The following is a 14,847-nucleotide window of genomic DNA, read 5'->3' on the forward strand; positions in this document are numbered from 1 at the left end:
CCAGGGAAAGCCATCTGCCCATGACCCATATCCCGAAAGCGGAATACAGCCGTCGCCGCAAGGCCCTGATGGCGCAGATGGAACCCAACAGCATCGCGATCCTGCCCGCCGCCGCGGTCGCCATTCGCAACCGCGACGTCGAGCATGTCTACCGTCAGGACAGCGACTTCCAGTACCTCAGCGGATTTCCCGAGCCGCAAGCCGTCATCGTTTTGATGCCCGGCCGTGAACATGGCGAATACGTGCTGTTCTGCCGTGAGCGCAACGCCGAACGCGAATTGTGGGACGGTTTGCGCGCCGGGCAAGAGGGCGCGATCCGCGACTTCGGTGCCGACGACGCTTTCCCTATTACCGACATCGACGACATCCTCCCCGGCCTGATCGAAGGCCGCGACCGGGTGTATTCGGCGATGGGCAGCAACCCTGAATTCGACCGTCACCTGATGGACTGGATCAACGTGATCCGCTCCAAGGCGCACCTCGGCGCCCAGCCGCCGAACGAATTCGTTGCCCTGGATCATCTGCTGCACGACATGCGTCTGTATAAATCGGCGGCAGAAGTGAAGGTGATGCGCGAAGCCGCACGGATCTCGGCGCAAGCCCACATCCGCGCGATGCAGGCCAGTCGGGCCGGGCTCTACGAGTACAGCCTCGAAGCCGAACTCGACTACGAATTCCGCAAGGGCGGGGCGAAAATGCCGGCTTATGGTTCGATCGTCGCCGCCGGGCGCAATAGCTGCATCCTGCATTACCAGCAGAATGACGCGTTGCTCAAGGACGGCGATCTGGTGTTGATCGACGCCGGTTGCGAGATCGACTGCTACGCCAGCGATATCACCCGCACCTGGCCGGTCAACGGCAAGTTTTCGCCCGAGCAGAAAGCGATCTACGAATTGGTGCTGGCCTCGCAGGAAGCCGCGTTCGCCGAAATCGCCCCGAACAAACACTGGAATCAAGCGCACGAAGCCACGGTTCGAGTGATTACCACGGGGCTGGTGAAACTGGGATTGCTGCATGGCGAGGTCGATGAGTTGATCGCCAGCGAAGCCTATAAAGCCTTTTACATGCACCGCGCCGGTCACTGGCTGGGCATGGATGTGCATGACGTTGGCGAGTACAAGGTCGGCGGCGAATGGCGAGTGCTCGAGGTCGGCATGGCGCTGACCGTAGAGCCGGGCATCTACATCGCCCCGGACAATCAGAACGTCGCGAAGAAATGGCGCGGCATTGGTGTACGTATCGAGGACGACGTGGTGGTGACCAGAACCGGTTGTGAAATCCTCACCAGCGGCGTGCCGAAAACCGTCGCTGAAATCGAAGCGCTGATGGCGCAAGCAAGGACCCACGCGGCATGAGTCGAGTCAATTTGGCAATCATCGGTGGCGGTCTGGTCGGCGCCAGTCTGGCGTTGGCCTTGCAGGCCGGGGCCAAGGCGCGTGGCTGGAAGATCGTCCTGATCGAGCCGTTCGCTCCCGGCGACAGTTGGCAGCCGAGCTACGACGCACGTTCGTCGGCGCTGTCCTTCGGCTCGCGGCAGATTTATCAACGGCTGGGCGTGTGGCAGGAAATCTCCCGTCGCGCCGAGCCGATCAAACAGATTCACGTCTCCGATCGTGGCCGTTTCTCTACCGCGCGCTTGTCGGCGATGGAAGAGGGTGTGCCAGCGCTCGGTTATGTGGTGGAAAACGCCTGGCTCGGCCAGTGCCTGTGGCAGCACATCGATAAAGACGTGATCAGTTGGCGCTGCCCGGCGGAAGTCACGCGTATGGAACCGCTGCCCGATGGCTATCGCCTGACCCTCAATGATGAAACCACCCTTGAATGCGACCTCGCGGTGCTCGCCGATGGCGGTCGCTCCGGTCTGCGCGAGCAGTTGGGCATCAACGTGCGCAAGCGTCCGTACAACCAGAGCGCGCTGATCGCCAACATCACCCCGAGCGAAGCGCACAACGGCATGGCCTTCGAGCGTTTCACCGACGAAGGGCCGATGGCCTTGCTGCCGCTGCCGGAAAACCGCTGTGCTCTGGTCTGGACCCGTTTGGGCATGGACGCGCAGCGCCTGGCCGATTTGAGCGAGCGCGATTTCCTCAGCGAATTGCAGGGCGTGTTCGGATATCGCCTCGGCACGTTGAAACAGGTTGGCGCGCGGCATCTTTATCCGCTGACGCTGGTCGAGGCCGAAGAACAGGTGCGCTCGCATCTGGCTGTGCTCGGCAACGCGGCGCACAGCCTGCACCCGATTGCCGGTCAGGGTTTCAACTTGTCACTGCGTGATGCCGATGCCTTGGCCGCCGCATTGTTGTCCAGTGAAAAGCCGCTGGGCGACTTCGCCACATTGCAGGCTTATCGCGAGCGTCAACGTCTCGATCAGGATCTCACCGTCGGTTTTTCCGATCAGGTCACGCGGCTGTTCGGCAGCACGCAGCCATTGGTTTCGTTGGGCCGTAACATCGGCCTGCTCGGCCTCGATCTGTTGCCGCCGGCCAAGCGCTGGTTTGCCCGTCAGGCCATGGGTTTGGGAACACGTCCGGATGCTTAAGTGGTTGACCGCTAAATTCGGCAAGGCGCGGTTGATGCGTTGGGTGATGACGTTCTACCCGCCGTATCTTGGCGCCGGTGTACGGGTTCGGCATATCAGCGATGATTTCCGCGACGTTCAGGTGTCGATGGGGCTGGGCTGGTACAACCGCAACTACGTCGGCACTCAGTTTGGCGGCAGTCTGTATTCGATGGTCGACCCGTTCTTCATGCTGATGCTCATGGAAAACCTCGGCTCGAAGTACATTGTCTGGGACAAGGCTGCCGACATCGATTTCATTGCACCGGGCAAAGGCCCGGTATTCGCCCGCTTCAATATAGACGAGACCTTGCTCGCCGAGATTCGCCGGCAAACCGCCAATGGCGAGAAATACCTGCCGCAGTTGCAGGTCGACATTCATGACGGCGCCGGCAATCTGGTGGCGCGGGTCGGTAAAACCCTTTACGTGCGGCTCAAGCCGCAAGCGAGACAGGCTTAAAGCATGGAAATGCGCGCAGATCTGCTGATTGTCGGAGCCGGAATGGTCGGCAGCGCCCTGGCGTTGGCGTTGCAGGACAGCGGGCTGGAAGTCCTGCTGCTCGATGGCAGCCCGCTGAGCGTCAAGCCGTTCGATGCCGACGCGGCATTTGAACCGCGTGTGAGCGCGCTGTCGGCAGCCAGCCAACGCATCCTCGAACGCCTCGGCGTGTGGGAAGGGATCGCCAAGCGCCGCAGCAGCCCGTACACCGACATGCACGTCTGGGACGGCAGCGGCACCGGGCAGATCCATTTCTCGGCGAGCAGTGTGCACGCCGAGGTGCTGGGTCATATCGTCGAAAACCGTGTGGTGCAGGACGCCTTGCTCGACCGTTTGCACGATTGCGATCTGGGCATGCTCGCTAATGCGCGGCTGGAACAGATGCGCCGCTCGGGCGATGACTGGTTGCTGACGCTGGCTGACGGTCGTCAGTTGCGCGCGCCATTGGTGATTGCCGCTGACGGTGCCAACTCGGCCGTTCGCCGCCTCACCGGGATGGCCACGCGCGAGTGGGATTACATGCACCACGCCATCGTCACCAGCGTGCGCAGCAGCAAGTCGCACCAGATGACCGCGTGGCAGCGCTTTACCGATCACGGGCCATTGGCGTTTCTGCCGCTGGAGCGTGACGGGCAGCAGGATTGGTGTTCGATCGTCTGGTCGACCACGCCGAGCGAAGCCGAGCGCTTGATGGCGCTGGATGAAGCGGCGTTCTGCCGAGAGCTGGAGCGTGCCTTTGAAGGCCGCCTCGGCGCAGTCATCAGTGCCGATCCGCGACTGTGCGTGCCGCTGCGTCAGCGTCATGCCAAACGTTACGTGGCTGAAGGCCTGGCGTTGATCGGCGATGCGGCGCACACCATTCACCCGTTGGCGGGGCAGGGTGTGAACCTTGGCTTCCTCGATGCGGCGGTGTTGGCCGAAGTGCTATTGCAGGCGGCCGAGCGTGGCGAGCGTTTGGCGGATGCGAAGGTGCTGAGCCGTTACGAGCGTCGGCGCATGCCGCACAACCTGGCGCTGATGGCGGCGATGGAAGGCTTTGAGCGGTTGTTCCAGGCGGATCCGTTGCCGGTCAGGTGGTTGCGTAATGCCGGGTTGAAGCTGGTGGAGCAGATGCCGGAAGCGAAGGCGCTGTTTGTGCGTGAAGCCCTTGGGTTGACCGGGGATCTTCCGGCCCTCGCCAAACCCTGATCTCTTCGTTGCTGCTGATGGCCTCATCGCGAGCAGGCTCACTCCTACAGGGGAACGCATTCCAACTGTAGGAGTGAGCCTGCTCGCAATGGCGCCCGGCCAGGCACCACAATTTTCAAACTGTGCAACATCTGGTAACTCCTTCAAAAAGAGTTCGATTGAGGTGGTAAATGTGAGTCCTTATCATTTGGCCCACATTTCCCGACCGAGAGACCACTCCCATGTTGGCACCCAAGCGTCTTCTGACCGCACTGGCCCTGACCCTGATCGGCAGCACAACGGCCCAGGCCGCTGATGAGGTGGTGGTTTACTCGTCGCGCATCGATGAGCTGATCAAACCGGTCTTCGATGCCTACACCGCCAAGACCGGGGTGAAGATCAAGTTCATCACCGACAAGGAAGCGCCGCTGATGCAGCGCATCAAGGCCGAAGGTGAGAACGCCACCGCCGACCTGCTGCTCACCGTTGACGCCGGCAACCTCTGGCAAGCCGAGCAGATGGGCATCCTCCAGCCGTTCACTTCGAAAGTCATCGATACCAACATTCCGCTGCAATATCGCTCGTCTACTCACGCCTGGACTGGCCTGAGCCTGCGCGCGCGGACCATCGCCTACTCCACTGAACGCGTGAAGCCGGGCGAGCTGACCACCTACGAAGCACTGGCCGACAAGAACTGGGAAGGGCGCCTGTGCCTGCGTACGGCGAAGAAGGTCTACAACCAGTCGCTGACCGCGACCATGATCGAAGTCCATGGCGCCGAGAAGACCGAAAAGATCCTCAAGGGCTGGGTCAACAACCTCTCCACCGACGTGTTCTCCGATGATGTCGCGGTGCTCGAAGCGATCAACGCCGGGCAATGCGATGTCGGCATCGTCAACACTTACTACTACGGCCGCCTGCACAAGCAGAAGCCCGAGCTGCCGGTGAAACTGTTCTGGCCGAACCAGGCGGATCGTGGCGTGCACGTGAACCTGTCGGGCATTGGCTTGACCAAGCATGCGCCGCACCCGGAAGCGGCCAAGGCTTTGGTTGAGTGGATGACCACACCTGAGGCGCAGAAGATCTTTGCTGACGTGAACCAGGAGTTCCCGGCCAACCCGGCGGTGGCGCCTTCGGAAGAAGTGGCGGCGTGGGGCAAGTTTGTCGCTGACACCTTGCCGGTGGAAGTGGCGGGCAAGCGTCAGGCTGAAGCGATCCGGATGATGGATCGGGCGGGTTGGAATTGAGGCTTTTTCGATAGACTTGTGATCGTTCCCACGCTCTGCGTGGGAATGCATCCATCGACGCTCTGCGTCGTGCCGCCGACAGCGTGACGCAGAGCGTCACAGGATGTGTGCCCACGCAGAGCGTGGGCACAATCATTTGAACGAGACTGTTTCCTTGGCCCACCCCGCCCAACGCCGCTGGTATCCCATCGTTTTCGCCATCGCCGCGCTGGTGCTGTTGCCCCTGAGCGTTCTGCTGCTTTCCTGGCAGACCATCGATCAACAGATCTGGTCGCACCTGTGGCAAACCCAGATGCCGCGCCTGCTGGGCAATACCCTGACGCTGGTCGTTGGCGTCGGTGTCGGTGTGACGCTGCTGGGTGTCAGCCTCGCCTGGCTCACCAGCCTCTGCGAATTTCCCGGCCGGCGCTGGCTCGACTGGGCGCTGATGCTGCCGTTCGCCATCCCCGCGTACGTACTGGCCTTCGTTTTCGTAGGCCTGCTCGACTTCGCCGGTCCCGTACAGACCCTGCTGCGCGAGTGGTTCGGCAGCGGCCTGCGGCTGCCGCGCGTGCGCTCCACCGGCGGGGTGATCATCGTGCTGGTGCTGGTCTTCTATCCCTACGTTTACTTGTTGGCGCGCACCGCATTCCTCGCTCAGGGTAAAGGCCTGATGGAAGCGGCGCGGGTGCTTGGCCAATCGCCGTGGCAAGCGTTCTGGCGTGTGGCGTTGCCGATGGCGCGTCCGGCCATTGGCGCCGGCGTGGCACTGGCGCTGATGGAAACCCTGGCGGATTTCGGCGCGGTCTCGGTGTTCAACTTCGACACCTTCACCACCGCCATCTACAAGACATGGTACGGCTTCTTCAGCCTGTCGAGTGCGGCGCAGCTGGCCAGTCTGTTGCTGCTGGTGGTGATGCTGGTGCTCTACGGCGAACGTCGCGCGCGTGGCGCCAATCGGGCGGGCAACGAGCGGCCACGGGTGAAAGCCCTGTATCACTTGCGCGGGCTCAAGGCGTTCGCGGCGATGAGCTGGTGCGCACTGGTGTTCGCCTGCGCCTTCGTCATTCCGCTGCTGCAACTGATCGTCTGGTTCTGGCAGCGCGGCCGTTTCGATCTGGACGAGCGCTACGCGGGGCTGATCCTGCACACCTTGTATTTGGGCGGCATGGCGGCGCTGATTACCGTCAGTGTTGCGCTGTTGTTGGCGTTTGCCCGGCGGCTGGCGCCGACGCAGGCGATCAACTCTGGTGTTGGTCTGGCCAACCTGGGCTACGCCTTGCCGGGTTCGGTGTTGGCCGTGTCGATCATGCTGGCGTTCAGTTATTTGGATCGCGAGCTGGTGATTCCACTCTCCGGTTGGCTCGGCGGCGCGGGCAAACCGCTGCTGCTTGGCAGTCTGGCGGCGTTGCTGATGGCCTATCTGGTGCGTTTTATTGCGGTGGCGTACGGGCCGTTGGAAAGCAGTCTGGCGCGTATACGGCCCTCTTTGCCCGAAGCAGCACGTAGCCTGGGTGTCAGTGGGCCGCGACTGTTTTTCAAAGTGTATCTGCCGCTGTTGCTGCCCGGCGCGCTGAGCGCGGCGCTGCTGGTGTTCGTCGATGTGCTCAAGGAAATGCCCGCGACCCTGCTCATGCGCCCGTTTGGCTGGGACACGCTGGCGGTGCGGATCTTTGAAATGACCAGTGAAGGTGAATGGGCGAGGGCGTCTTTGCCAGCGCTGACCCTGGTTCTGGTCGGTCTATTGCCGGTCATCGGACTGATCCGCCGCTCGGCACACCGAAACACTTAGTCGTCAGTCCTGAATCATGCGGCTACAATGCGCGGCATTCGGTGCGGTTCGTCTGACAGACCCGTTCGCTGAAATCGGCTGAAAGCCTTCTATTTCGCGGCTTTCACCCCGTACAGCGGCTGTCCGCACCTTCGCCACGCCCGGAAGGAGAAACCCATGGGACAGCGTACGCCTCTGTATGACCTGCATCTCGCCCTCGGCGCGAAGATGGTCGATTTTGGCGGTTGGGACATGCCACTGCATTACGGCTCGCAGGTCGAGGAGCACCACGAAGTGCGCCGCGATTGCGGGGTGTTCGATGTTTCCCACATGACCGTGATCGATGTCACCGGCACCCAGGCCAAGGCCTGGCTGCAGCATTTGCTGGCCAATGATGTCGACCGCCTGCACCGCCCCGGCCGTGCGTTGTACAGCACCATGCTCAACGAGCGTGGCGGCATCGTCGACGACATGATCGTCTACCGCCTCGACGACGCTTATCGACTGGTGTTCAACGCTTCGACCCGCGATCAGGATCTGGCCTGGATGAGCGCGCAGCGCGGCGATTACGACGTGCAGCTGCACGAGCGCTCCGAGCTGGCGATGCTCGCCATCCAAGGCCCACAGGCCCGGCACAAGATTGCCGAACTGGTGACCCAGTCGCGCGCCACGCTGATCCAGCACCTCAAACCCTTCGAAGGCTATACCGACGGTGACTGGTTCATCGCGCGTACCGGTTATACCGGTGAAGATGGCCTGGAAATCTGCCTGCCGGCCAATCAGGCGCCGGGGTTCTTCAACGATCTGGTCGGTGCCGGCATTTCCCCGATCGGCCTCGGTGCCCGCGATACCCTGCGGGTTGAAGCCGGTATGAACCTCTACGGTCAGGACATTCACCAAGACGTTTCGCCATTGGCCTCGAACATGGCCTGGAGCATTGCCTGGGAACCGGCCACCCGCCAGTTCATCGGCCGTGCTGCGCTGGAGGCGGAAAAAGCTGCCGGCATTGCGCACAAACTGGTTGGTCTGGTCCTGGAAGAACGTGGTGTTTTGCGCGCTCATCAAGTGGTTCGCATCGCCGATGTTGGCGAAGGGGAGATCACCAGTGGTAGTTTCTCTCCTACGCTGAGCAAATCGATTGCCCTGGCGCGTGTTCCGATGGCCACCGCCGACCGCGCCGAAGTGGAAATCCGTGGCAAGTGGTACCCGGTACGGGTGGTCAAACCGACCTTCGTACGCCATGGCAAAACTTTGATCTAACCTTTTTCCGGCGGGCATGACCGCTGACCCAATTCCAGAGGACACCGAAGATGAGCAATATTCCCGCTGAACTGCGTTTTGCCGAAAGTCATGAATGGGCACGTCTGGAAGCCGACGGCACCGTCACCGTGGGCATCAGCGATCACGCGCAGGAAGCGCTGGGCGATGTGGTGTTCGTTGAGCTGACCGAAGTAGGCAAGGTGTTCGCCGCTGAAGATCAGGCTGGCGTCGTTGAATCGGTGAAAGCTGCTTCCGACATCTACTCGCCGATCAGCGGTGAAGTCATCGCGATCAACGAAGAGCTGGGCGGTTCGCCAGAGCTGCTGAACTCCGATCCGTACGGCGCATGGATCTTCAAGCTCAAGCCAAGCGATAAGGCTGAGCTGGACAAACTGCTGGATGCCGGCGCTTACAAGGCTGCTATCGGCGAGTAAGTTCTAAGCAATACCCAAAGCCCCGACTTGTCGGGGCTTTTTTATGCACGATACAAATCCCCTGTAGGAGTGAGCCTGCTCGCGATAGCGTTCTTTCAGACTCATTAATGCGATTGACACATCGCAATCGCGAGCAGGCTCACTCCTACAGGGGGACGGGGTGCACTGAAAATGGGTTGCCACATCGGCTGCTATGCTGGTTTGACCGTGTTGCATTGACGCCGAGCGCCAGCCAAGAGAGAGCCCGTCATGTCCCAGTTGCCGTCCCTGAGCCAGTTACGCGATCCCGATGCCTTCCTGCGCCGTCACCTCGGCCCCGATGCAGCCGAGCAACAGGCGATGCTCGACAGCCTTGGCCTCGGTAGTCGAATTGAACTGATCGAGCAAACGGTGCCGCCAGGCATTCGCTTCAATCGCGCGCTCGAGCTGCCACCCGCGCTGGATGAACAAGCCGCGCTGGCCAAGCTGCGCAGTTACGCCGAGCAGAATCAGGTCTGGACCAGCCTGATCGGTATGGGCTACCACGGCACCCTGACGCCAACCGTCATCCTGCGCAATGTGCTGGAAAATCCCGGCTGGTACACCGCGTACACGCCGTATCAACCGGAGATCGCTCAAGGCCGGCTCGAAGCGCTGTTGAATTTCCAGCAACTGACCATCGACCTCACCGGCCTCGAGTTGGCCAACGCTTCGCTGCTCGATGAAGCGACGGCGGCTGCCGAAGCCATGGCACTCGCCAAGCGTGTGGCGAAGTCGAAGAGCAATCTGTTTTTCGTCGATGAGAACTGCCACCCGCAAACCATTTCCGTGGTGCAGACCCGTGCCGAAGGCTTCGGTTTCGAGCTGATCATCGACGCTGTGGATAACTTGAAACAACATCAGGTGTTCGGCGCATTGCTGCAGTATCCCGACACCCACGGCGAGATTCACGATCTGCGGCCATTGATCGACCACCTGCATGCGCAACAGGCGCTGGCTTGTGTCGCGACGGATTTATTGAGTCTGCTGTTGCTGACGCCGCCGGGCGAGTTGGGTGCCGATGTAGTGTTCGGTTCCTCCCAGCGATTCGGCGTGCCGATGGGATACGGCGGGCCGCACGCAGCATACTTTGCTAGCCGCGAGGAATACAAACGGGCGATTCCCGGGCGGATCATCGGCGTGTCGAAGGACGCTCGGGGTAACGTCGCATTGCGCATGGCGCTGCAAACCCGCGAACAACATATTCGTCGTGAGAAGGCCAATTCGAACATCTGTACCGCACAAGTCCTGCTGGCCAACATTGCCAGTTTCTACGCGGTCTATCACGGCCCGGAAGGTTTGAAGCGCATCGCCCAGCGCACGCATCGACTGACCTGCATTTTGGCGGCTGGACTTGAGCGCAAGGGCATCAGTCGGGTCAACGCACAATTCTTCGACACGCTGACGCTGGACGTCGGCGGTGCGCAAACGGCGATCATCGAGAGTGCCCAGGCTGCGCAGATAAATCTGCGGATTCTCGGGCGCGGTCGGGTCGGGTTGAGTCTCGATGAGACCTGCGATGAACGCACCGTGGCGAATTTGTTCGATGTGCTGCTCGGTGCCGATCATGGGTTGAACGTCGAGGAACTCGACGCCGAAACCCTTTATTCCGGTATCCCCGACAATCTCCAGCGCAACACCCCTTACCTGCGTCACCCGGTGTTCAACGCCCATCACAGCGAAACCGAGATGCTGCGTTATCTCAAGCAACTGGAGAACAAGGATCTGGCGCTCAATCAGTCGATGATCCCGCTGGGCTCGTGCACGATGAAACTCAACGCCACCAGCGAAATGATCCCGATTACCTGGCCGCAATTCGCCGACCTGCATCCGTTCGTGCCGCGTGAGCAGGCGGTCGGTTATACGCTGATGATCGAGGAGCTGGAGCGCTGGCTGTGCGCAATCACCGGGTTCGATGCGATCTGCATGCAGCCCAACTCCGGCGCTCAGGGCGAGTACGCCGGGTTGCTAGCGATCCGCAAATACCACGAAAGCCGTCAGCAGGGGGCGCGGGAGATCTGCCTGATTCCGTCCTCGGCCCATGGCACCAACCCGGCCTCGGCGCAAATGGCTGGGATGCGCGTAGTGATCGTCGAGTGCGACGAGGCGGGCAACGTCGATCTGGAGGATCTGAAAGCGAAAGCCGCCGAGGCTGGGGATAAGTTGTCGTGCCTGATGGCGACCTATCCGTCGACCCACGGTGTGTACGAGGAGGGCATCAGCGAGATCTGCGAGGTTATCCACAAGTACGGCGGTCAGGTCTACATGGACGGCGCCAACCTCAATGCGCAGGTCGGGCTGGCGCGGCCGGCGGACATCGGCGCCGACGTGTCGCACATGAATTTGCACAAGACCTTCTGCATCCCTCACGGCGGCGGTGGGCCGGGCATGGGGCCGATCGGCATTCGCGCGCATCTGGCACCGTTTGTCGCCAATCACCCGGTGGTGCCAATTGAAGGGCCGCTGGCGCAGAACGGCGCGGTCAGCGCGGCGCCCTGGGGCAGCGCGAGCATTCTGCCGATCAGCTGGATGTACATCGCCATGATGGGCCCGCAATTGGCGGATGCCAGCGAGGTGGCGATTCTGGCGGCGAACTATCTGGCGCAGCATTTATCCGGTGCATTCCCGGTGTTGTACACCGGGCGCAACGGGCGGGTCGCTCACGAATGCATTCTCGACCTGCGGCCCTTAAAGGCGCTGACCGGGATCAGCGAAGAAGACGTCGCCAAGCGCCTGATGGATTACGGCTTCCATGCGCCGACCATGTCCTTCCCGGTGCCGGGCACGTTGATGGTCGAGCCGACCGAGAGCGAATCGAAGGCTGAACTGGATCGTTTTATCGGTGCGATGCTGAGCATTCGTGCAGAAATCACTGAAGTGCAAAACGGCAACTGGCCGGCCGAGGACAACCCGTTGAAACGGGCGCCGCATACCCTGGCGGATGTCACCGGGGTTTGGGAGAGACCCTACAGCATCGAGCAGGGCATCACCCCGGATGCGCACACCAAGGCGCACAAGTATTGGCCGGCGGTGAATCGGGTGGATAACGTTTACGGCGATCGCAACCTGTTCTGCGCCTGCGTACCGGTGGATGATTACCGCTGAACTCTCTGGTGGCACATCGTCCCCTGTAGGAGTGAGCCTGCTCGCGATAGCGGTGTATCAGGCAAATTCTCCGGTGACTGATTCACCGCTATCGCGAGCAGGCTCACTCCTACAAGGGATTGTGGTAAGCCTGAAATCCGGGCAAAAAAATGCCGCTCTGTTGAGCGGCATTTTTGCTTCGGCGAACGGCTTACTCGGAAGCCACGGCGTTCTTCGCCAGGATCGCATTCGCCAATTCCATATCGGTCGCCTGCAGGCCCGGATTGTCGGCGCGGACTTTCTGCATCGCCGCTTCCAGATACGGTCCGCGAATGCCGCCATCACTGGCAACGAAGCTGCCGGCATCGTCCTGTGCGGCGATGATCAGCTTGTGATCCTTGAAGGTCAGGTAGGTCGAACCGGTAGTGGCACCGGACGAGATGACGTTACGCCAAAAGCTGTCCGCCATGGCCGAACCAACGGGAAGGGACAGCAAGGCCAGAGTGGCGACAGCAAGTTTGAGACGCATGATGAGATGACTCCAGGGGGTTAACTAGGGCCTTGGATCGCCATTCCCTGATCCGGTTCCGTGGCGGCTTATTTCTGCTCGCTCTGCGGCGTCACCCGCAGCACTTCTTCCACCGTCGTCAGCCCTGCTGCGACTTTCTGTGCCCCGGACAGACGCAAACTGCGCATGCCTTCCTTGAACGCCTGCCGACGAATCGCCGTGAGGTCGGCGTCCGGGGTGATGAACGCCTTGAGGCTGTCGCTCAGTTGCATGATCTCGTAGACCCCGGCGCGGCCGTGATAACCGGTGTCGCGGCATTCCACGCAACCAATGGCACGTTGTGCATTGCCCGGCAGCGGCGCCTGCCACGGGCGGGTCAGGGTTTGCCAGTCTTCCTCTGCCAGCGTCAGCGGTGCCTTGCAATGCGGGCACAAGGTGCGCACCAGGCGCTGGGCCATGACCCCGAGCACGGTGGCTTTGATCAGGTAGTGCGGCACGCCGAGTTCGAGCAGACGACTGATCGCGCTGGGGGCGTCGTTGGTGTGCAGGGTCGACAGCACCAAGTGTCCGGTGAGCGCCGCCTGAATCGCCATTTCAGCGGTTTCAAGGTCACGGATCTCGCCGATCATGATGATGTCCGGGTCTTGCCGCATCAGGGCACGCACCCCGGCGGCGAAGCTCAGGTCGATGTTGTGCTGCACCTGCATTTGGTTGAACGCCGGCTCGACCATTTCGATCGGGTCTTCGATGGTGCAGAGGTTCACTTCCGGCGTCGCCAGTTTTTTCAGCGTGGTGTACAGCGTGGTGGTCTTGCCCGAGCCGGTCGGCCCGGTGACCAGAATGATGCCGTTGGGCTGGCGGGTCATGTCTTGCCAGCGGCGCAGGTCATCGGCGCTGAAACCCAACTGGTCGAAATCCTTGAGCAGCACTTCCGGGTCGAAAATCCGCATGACCATTTTTTCGCCGAACGCGGTGGGCAGCGTCGAAAGGCGCAGCTCCACTTCACCGCCGTCCGGGGTCTTGGTCTTGACCCGGCCGTCCTGGGGTTTGCGCTTCTCGGCGACGTTCATCCGCCCGAGGCTTTTCAGGCGACTGACAATTGCCATGGTCACCTGCGGCGGGAATTGATAAACGTTGTGCAGCACGCCGTCGATGCGAAAACGCACGGTGCCTTGCTCGCGGCGTGGTTCGATATGGATATCACTGGCGCGCTGCTGGAAGGCGTACTGGAACAGCCAGTCGACGATGTTGACGATGTGCGCATCGTTGGCATCCGGCTCCTGATCGCTGGCGCCGAGGTTGAGCAGTTGTTCGAAGTTGCCGAGGTTACCGCTCTGCTGATCGGCATTGCTGGCGCCGCTGACCGATTTGGCCAAGCGGAAGAACTCGACGCTGAAGCGCTGGATATCCGCCGGGTTGGCCACCACCCGTTTGATCGGCAGCTTCAATACGTGGGTGAGATCGGCCTCCCAGCCGGTGACATAAGGCTGGGCGCTGGCCACGGTCACCGAATCGCGGTCGACCGCCACGGCGAGAATCTTGTGCCGTTGTGCGAAGGCGTAGGACATCAACGGTGTGATCGCGGCGACGTTGATCTTCAACGGGTCAATACGCAAGTACGGCTGGCCGGCCTGTTGCGCCAGCCACAGGGTCAGGCTTTCCAGGTCGAGGTGTTTGCCTGGCCGGCTGAGGTCGTCGAGTTGCTGGCTGGCGATGAACTCCAGCGGATGCATCTGAGCATGAGCCGCGAGACGGCGGCGGGCATTCAGCGCCTGCTCCGCCGAGTCCTGGCAAATAAACCCTTGGGCGACCAGTTCACGCAGCACTTCGTTGAGTTCCAGCCAGCGGTCCTGAGTGGCAAGTTGAACGGACATGCGGGCTTCCTTTTGAGCGACAGTGCGCAAAAGGATAGTCGCGGCCCCGCAGACCGTTGGGCCACTACCCGACGAAGCCGTTGCCGAACTTGTCAGCCGGCCGCTTGCGTCCGCGCATCCCAAGCGCTGTCGGCGTTTTGCAGATTGACCGAGCAGACGCTGATCAGGTTACGAAGTTTTTCCGCGATCACTTGCGCGCGATGCCAACTGAGACCGCCCATGACCAGGTCGATCGACAGCAGATCATCCATGCGCTGCACATTGACCTGCTCCGGTGTGAGGAATTGCAGGGCGAACAGGTTGAGCACCCGCACCAGCAAGTCGGGCTCGGCTTCGGCGAGGATCTGATACTGCGCCAGGCAATGGGCGTTGTTGACGTTCCAGACATCGGCGCGGGTTGGCACGGTGGTGACGGCTTCGAGGTGCGGCATGACGAGTCTCCAAAATCT

General features: G+C 61.4%; 12 protein-coding genes. 9 read left to right on the forward strand and 3 right to left on the reverse strand.

Annotation, left to right across the window (positions count from 1 at the left end; translation table 11 throughout):
- The first annotated feature begins 20 nt into the window (after positions 1-20).
- The 9 genes from pepP to gcvP all read left to right on the forward strand — a co-directional run bounded on the left by pepP (position 21) and on the right by gcvP (position 12,037).
- Entirely contained in the window at positions 21-1,355 is a 1,335-nt protein-coding gene (pepP, locus tag CKW14_RS18210) for a Xaa-Pro aminopeptidase (RefSeq protein WP_095049391.1), read from the forward strand.
- Positions 1,352-2,539 (forward strand): 2-octaprenyl-6-methoxyphenyl hydroxylase, encoded by a 1,188-nt coding sequence (ubiH, locus tag CKW14_RS18215; RefSeq protein WP_095049392.1) that lies wholly within the window; start codon positions 1,352-1,354, stop codon positions 2,537-2,539. Before pepP ends, ubiH begins: the two co-directional genes overlap by 4 nt.
- The gene (locus tag CKW14_RS18220; protein WP_095049393.1) at positions 2,532-3,017 is read left to right on the forward strand and encodes a DUF4442 domain-containing protein; all 486 of its coding nucleotides are present in this window, start codon (positions 2,532-2,534) and stop codon (positions 3,015-3,017) included. Before ubiH ends, CKW14_RS18220 begins: the two co-directional genes overlap by 8 nt.
- 9 nt (positions 3,018-3,026) lie before the next feature.
- Positions 3,027-4,244 carry a 2-octaprenyl-3-methyl-6-methoxy-1,4-benzoquinol hydroxylase gene (locus tag CKW14_RS18225; RefSeq protein WP_176471304.1) on the forward strand — a complete coding sequence of 406 codons (1,218 nt, stop codon included), beginning with the start codon at positions 3,027-3,029 and terminating at the stop codon, positions 4,242-4,244.
- 221 nt (positions 4,245-4,465) lie between these two features.
- The gene (locus CKW14_RS18230) at positions 4,466-5,470 is read left to right on the forward strand and encodes an extracellular solute-binding protein (protein WP_095125816.1); all 1,005 of its coding nucleotides are present in this window, start codon (positions 4,466-4,468) and stop codon (positions 5,468-5,470) included.
- A 154-nt stretch (positions 5,471-5,624) separates the two neighbouring features.
- Entirely contained in the window at positions 5,625-7,241 is a 1,617-nt protein-coding gene (locus CKW14_RS18235; protein WP_095125817.1) for an iron ABC transporter permease, read from the forward strand.
- A 156-nt stretch (positions 7,242-7,397) separates the two neighbouring features.
- Entirely contained in the window at positions 7,398-8,480 is a 1,083-nt protein-coding gene (gcvT, locus tag CKW14_RS18240) for a glycine cleavage system aminomethyltransferase GcvT (RefSeq protein ID WP_095049397.1), read from the forward strand.
- Positions 8,481-8,530: 50 nt separating this feature from the next.
- A complete protein-coding gene (gene gcvH / locus CKW14_RS18245; protein WP_095049398.1) occupies positions 8,531-8,914 on the forward strand; it encodes a glycine cleavage system protein GcvH in 384 nt (127 codons plus the stop codon).
- 249 nt (positions 8,915-9,163) lie between these two features.
- Complete coding sequence (gcvP, locus tag CKW14_RS18250; RefSeq protein WP_095125818.1) at positions 9,164-12,037, forward strand: aminomethyl-transferring glycine dehydrogenase; 2,874 nt, start codon at positions 9,164-9,166, stop codon at positions 12,035-12,037.
- Between the two features lie 190 nt (positions 12,038-12,227).
- Here the strand turns inward: gcvP and CKW14_RS18255 are convergent, their stop codons facing one another.
- The 3 genes from CKW14_RS18255 to CKW14_RS18265 all read right to left on the reverse strand — a co-directional run bounded on the left by CKW14_RS18255 (position 12,228) and on the right by CKW14_RS18265 (position 14,829).
- On the reverse strand, positions 12,228-12,548 hold the full coding sequence (locus CKW14_RS18255) for a DUF2388 domain-containing protein (protein WP_171057234.1): 321 nt from the start codon (positions 12,546-12,548) through the stop codon (positions 12,228-12,230).
- Between the two features lie 65 nt (positions 12,549-12,613).
- Complete coding sequence (locus tag CKW14_RS18260; RefSeq protein ID WP_095125819.1) at positions 12,614-14,398, reverse strand: GspE/PulE family protein; 1,785 nt, start codon at positions 14,396-14,398, stop codon at positions 12,614-12,616.
- A gap of 92 nt (positions 14,399-14,490) precedes the next feature.
- Positions 14,491-14,829 carry a hypothetical protein gene (locus CKW14_RS18265; RefSeq protein WP_095049401.1) on the reverse strand — a complete coding sequence of 113 codons (339 nt, stop codon included), beginning with the start codon at positions 14,827-14,829 and terminating at the stop codon, positions 14,491-14,493.
- Positions 14,830-14,847 lie beyond the last annotated feature (18 nt).

The organism is Pseudomonas sp. Irchel s3a12 (assembly GCF_900187485.1).
In the GTDB taxonomy this organism is placed as follows: domain Bacteria; phylum Pseudomonadota; class Gammaproteobacteria; order Pseudomonadales; family Pseudomonadaceae; genus Aquipseudomonas; species Aquipseudomonas neuropathica.

Bases quoted from the DNA above. Each gene is read 5' to 3' on its own strand.
- pepP (WP_095049391.1), top strand. From the start codon at position 21: ATGACCCATATCCCGAAAGCGGAATACAGCCGTCGCCGCAAGGCCCTG.
- ubiH (WP_095049392.1), top strand. From the start codon at position 1,352: ATGAGTCGAGTCAATTTGGCAATCATCGGTGGCGGTCTGGTCGGCGCC.
- CKW14_RS18220 (WP_095049393.1), top strand. From the start codon at position 2,532: ATGCTTAAGTGGTTGACCGCTAAATTCGGCAAGGCGCGGTTGATGCGT.
- CKW14_RS18225 (WP_176471304.1), top strand. From the start codon at position 3,027: ATGCGCGCAGATCTGCTGATTGTCGGAGCCGGAATGGTCGGCAGCGCC.
- CKW14_RS18230 (WP_095125816.1), top strand. From the start codon at position 4,466: ATGTTGGCACCCAAGCGTCTTCTGACCGCACTGGCCCTGACCCTGATC.
- gcvT (WP_095049397.1), top strand. From the start codon at position 7,398: ATGGGACAGCGTACGCCTCTGTATGACCTGCATCTCGCCCTCGGCGCG.
- gcvH (WP_095049398.1), top strand. From the start codon at position 8,531: ATGAGCAATATTCCCGCTGAACTGCGTTTTGCCGAAAGTCATGAATGG.
- gcvP (WP_095125818.1), top strand. From the start codon at position 9,164: ATGTCCCAGTTGCCGTCCCTGAGCCAGTTACGCGATCCCGATGCCTTC.
- CKW14_RS18260 (WP_095125819.1), bottom strand. From the start codon at position 14,398: ATGTCCGTTCAACTTGCCACTCAGGACCGCTGGCTGGAACTCAACGAA.
- CKW14_RS18265 (WP_095049401.1), bottom strand. From the start codon at position 14,829: ATGCCGCACCTCGAAGCCGTCACCACCGTGCCAACCCGCGCCGATGTC.